The following is a 3,856-nucleotide window of genomic DNA, read 5'->3' on the forward strand; positions in this document are numbered from 1 at the left end:
GCATCGTGGTCGGCAGCCCGGGTCCGAGGACCGCGATGATGGCGAGTGCCAGCAGGATCACCGGGAACGCGAACATCACATCGACGATGCGCATCAGGACGGCGTCGAGGGGCCCGCCGAAGTAGCCGGAGACGATGCCGAGGCTGACTCCGAGCACGAAGGCGAAGGTGACCGAGACGAGAGCGACTTGCATCGAGACAGTCGTTGCCACCAGCACTCTCGAGTAGATGTCACGTCCTAGGTCGTCAGTGCCGAACCAGTGCGCGGCCGAAGGTGCCTGCAGGGCGTTGGGCACATCGATGTCGTTGATTCCGTAGGGAGCGAGCCCGGGTGCGAAGACAGCGACGAAAGCGACGACAACAAGAACCAGCGCGCTTGCAACGGTGACCGGGTTGCGCAGCAGGAGGCGCCACGAGGGGACGCGATCGGACTCGGCGTGGTCGGCCGCCGCCGCGGTTCGGATTGCGGAAGTGTCGATCATGAGAGCCGGATCCTGGGATCGATCACCGCGTAGAGGATGTCGACGATGAGGTTCACGGCCAGGAACATGATCGCGATCAGCAGGATCGCACCCTGGATGAGCGGGTAGTCGCGCACGGCGACGGCATTGTAGACAAGACGGCCCAGGCCCGGCCAGGCGAACACGACCTCCACGACGATGACACCACCGAGGATCGTAGCAAGCTGTATCCCCGTGATCGTCAGCACCGGGATCAGGGCGTTGCGTCCGATGTGACGCAAGGTGACGGTTGCCGGCGGCAATCCTTTGGACCGCGCCGTCCGCACATACGCCATCGCACTGACCTCGAGGACGGCCGCACGCACGTATCGGGTCATGATCGCGCCGGCGACCACCCCCACGGTCACTGCCGGAAGTAGCACATGGCGGCCCCATTCCCACGGATCGCTCAGGAGCGGAACGTAGCCCGACGACGGAAGCCACCCGAGGGTAGCGGCGAACAGGCTGATCAGCAGCAGCCCCATCCAGAAGTCGGGGACCGAGACGCCGAACTGGCTTCCGACGCGAATGATCGCGTCGCTCACCCTTCCCTCGCGCAAAGCTGACCAGAGCCCGGCGGGAATGGCGATGATCAGAGCAATGAAGATGCCGACGGCGGCAAGCGACACGGTAGCCGGGAGGCGCTCGAGCAGGGCGACCGTCACGGGCTGGCCGGTGCGAAAGCTCACCCCGAGATCGCCGGTCAGCACTCCGGAGAGATAGGTGAAGAACTGCTCCCACACCGGCTGGTCGAGACCCGACGCCTCGCGCAGTGCGGCGTATGCCTCCGGCGTGTACCGCGTGCCGAGCGCGATCCGCACCGGGTCGCCCGGCACGAGCTGGATCATCAGGAAGACGACGACGATCACGCCGAGCAGCACGACGGCCGTTGACAGCAGCCGACGTCCGACGAATCGAAGCGTCGGGTTCCCGAGCATCCGTCCGGCCGGCATGACCGCCGCCTCTTCAGCAAGCGCCACGAGGATCGCTCAGTCCGATATGGTCACATCGCGGAACCGTATCGCGCGGTCCCCACGCGCTTCGTACCCGCCCACGCTGGGGTTCCAGGCCTGAATGACCGACGGGTTGTACAGGTAGATGTAGCTCGCGTCCTGTGCGATCTGCGTCGCTGCATCGGCATACATCTGCTGTCGCGTGGACTGGTCGACCTCCACTCGTCCGGCGTCCAGCAGAGCGTCCACCTCGGGGTTCGAGTAGCCCTGGAAGTTGAACGATCCGTCTGTGTGGTGCTGCGCGTAGTAGAACTCGTCAGGGTCCAGGTTGCCCAGCCAGCTGAGCATGTAGATTCCGAAGTCGCCCGCGCCCTGCAGATCGAGCCACGTCGCGAAGTCGACCGTGTTGATGTTCACTTCGATGCCATAAGGTGCGAGGTTATCGGCGATGATCTGCGCGGCGGTCACCGTCTCGGGGTAGTCGGACGTGGCGAGAAAGTCCAGCGTCCCGCCGGTGAACCCCACCTCGTCGAAGAGGGCCTGTGCCCGCTCGGGATCGAGGCTGTACTCGTCGAACTCGGCGTACCAGATGCTCTGCTCGGGAATCGCGAGCTGGTTCTGGGCGCCCGTTCCGAACGTCGTCGCCTGAACGATGGCATCGCGGTCGATCGCGTACGCGACCGCCTGGCGAGCACGAACGTCGTTCCACGGTGCCTCGGCTTGGTTGAGCGCGAGGTACCAGTAGTCATTGCTCGGCTCGACAGCCAGTTCGATTCCTTCATCCGAGCTCAGCGCATCGACCTGCTGCACGGGGATGGAGTCCGTCCAATCGATCTCGCCTGCCTTCAGAGCGGTGACCGCCGTGCTGCCCTCGGAGATGAAGCGGAATTCCACTCCCGCGATCGCGGGCTCCCCACCCCAGTACTCCGGATTGGCCGTCAGAGTGATGTGGTCACCGCTCGTAAACTCCTCCATGGCGAATGGGCCGGTGCCGATCGGGTTGCGGGTGATGTCTCCGCTTTCGACATTCGACTGCTCGACGATCGCGAGCCCCTTGAAGCCGCCGATGAGGGTCAGCAGGTTGGGGGTCGGCTGTGTCACGGTGATCTCAACGGTCGCATCGTCGGGTGCAGTGATCGATTCCACTGCAGTGAAGCGCCAAGAGGGGGAGAGCTCCTCATCGATGATGCGGTTGTATGAGTAGACGACATCTTCTGAAGTGAACTCGGACCCGTCGTGGAAGGTGACTCCATCACGCAACGTGAACGTCCAGGTGAGCTGGTCGTCCGAGGTCTCCCAAGACTCCGCCAGCGCAGGCTGCATCTCGAGATTCTCGTCAGGCTCCACCAAGGTGTCGTACACGTTCTCGAGGACTTGGAAGGAGAAGTAAGCGGATGTGACGGCTGGATCCAGCTGATCGGGCTCGCCTCCGATCGCGGCGATCAAGGTGCGGCCGGAGCCGTCGCCACCACCATCGATATCGACGCTCTCACCGGCGCTGCATCCACTCAAGACCAGCATCCCGGTAGCTGCGATGCCCACAAACGCGGGAACCTTCTTCATCATCGACTCCTTTGTTTACACGTGCGCAGACAATAGGCGATCAATCTGGTGATCGTGCCATCAGTATGAGACACTTGCGCTCTCGGTTCAACCGCAGTGCCGACGAGTAACACGATCGTCATAATCGCCCTCTACCAGGCCGAGGCTCTCGGGCGGCACTATCGAACGTGGAGGCGCTGGTGACATACACCGTTCTGGCTATTGACTCTGGTGCCGGGGTGATCGGCATCGCATCGGCGAGCGCCTCACTCGCGGTCGGCAACTCGATCGCTGCGATCGACCCGTCGACAGGTGCTGTGGCATCGCAGGCCTGGACGAATCGCGCACTGCGCCACGAGATCTTGGCCGCTTTGCGTCGGCGACTCAGTCCCCGCGACGCACTCGAGTCCGCGCTCGCCTGCGATCCCGGACCGCAGTATCGCCAGGTTGGCGTGATCACCTGGGACGCGGGGTCGATCTCGCACACCGGTTCGCTCTGCACGCCGTGGGCCGGCGAGCGGAGCGGACCAGGATACCTTGCGATCGGCAACTACCTGGCCGGCGCCGCTGTGCTCGATGCCGCCGCTAGAGTGCTCGCCGGCCGCCCGGCGACCATCGAACCGGCCGAAACCCCGGACCATACGGTTCGCGTCGATGAGAGCGGCCGTCCTCTCGACTTCGTGACCGTCGCCGTGGAGACCATGGCACGCACTCTCATCGCGGCGCTCGGCGCCGCCGAAGATGCCGGCGGCGATTCGCGTGGAGTCTTCAGCTCCTGCCTTCTCGTCGCGCGTCGGAGCAGCGACCTCATGTGGCCGCCTGACGTCGACATCGATCTTCGGGCCGATGACGACCCGGACCC

At 64.3% G+C, this 3,856-nt stretch carries 3 protein-coding genes and 1 pseudogene; 1 reads left to right on the forward strand and 3 read right to left on the reverse strand.

The genetic code is table 11. The annotated features are described in order from the left end of the window. The 3 genes and pseudogenes from QZV84_RS04000 to QZV84_RS04010 form a co-directional block, all read right to left on the reverse strand. Positions 1–481, reverse strand: a pseudogene (locus tag QZV84_RS04000) (ABC transporter permease); the annotation flags it as partial. Beyond that, on the reverse strand, positions 478–1,452 hold the full coding sequence (locus tag QZV84_RS04005; RefSeq protein WP_292825640.1) for an ABC transporter permease: 975 nt from the start codon (positions 1,450–1,452) through the stop codon (positions 478–480). The pseudogene QZV84_RS04000 and the gene QZV84_RS04005, both read right to left, overlap by 4 nt. Positions 1,453–1,488: 36 nt before the next feature. Further along, the gene (locus tag QZV84_RS04010) at positions 1,489–3,015 is read right to left on the reverse strand and encodes an ABC transporter substrate-binding protein (RefSeq protein ID WP_292825644.1); all 1,527 of its coding nucleotides are present in this window, start codon (positions 3,013–3,015) and stop codon (positions 1,489–1,491) included. Between the two features lie 179 nt (positions 3,016–3,194). On the opposite strand from QZV84_RS04010, the gene QZV84_RS04015 reads away from it, so the two are divergent. Then, positions 3,195–3,856: DUF1028 domain-containing protein (locus tag QZV84_RS04015; protein WP_292825646.1), on the forward strand; the 662-nt coding region annotated here is incomplete at its 3' end.

The sequence above is a fragment of the Microbacterium sp. genome, assembly GCF_011620715.1.
GTDB lineage: Bacteria > Actinomycetota > Actinomycetes > Actinomycetales > Microbacteriaceae > Microbacterium.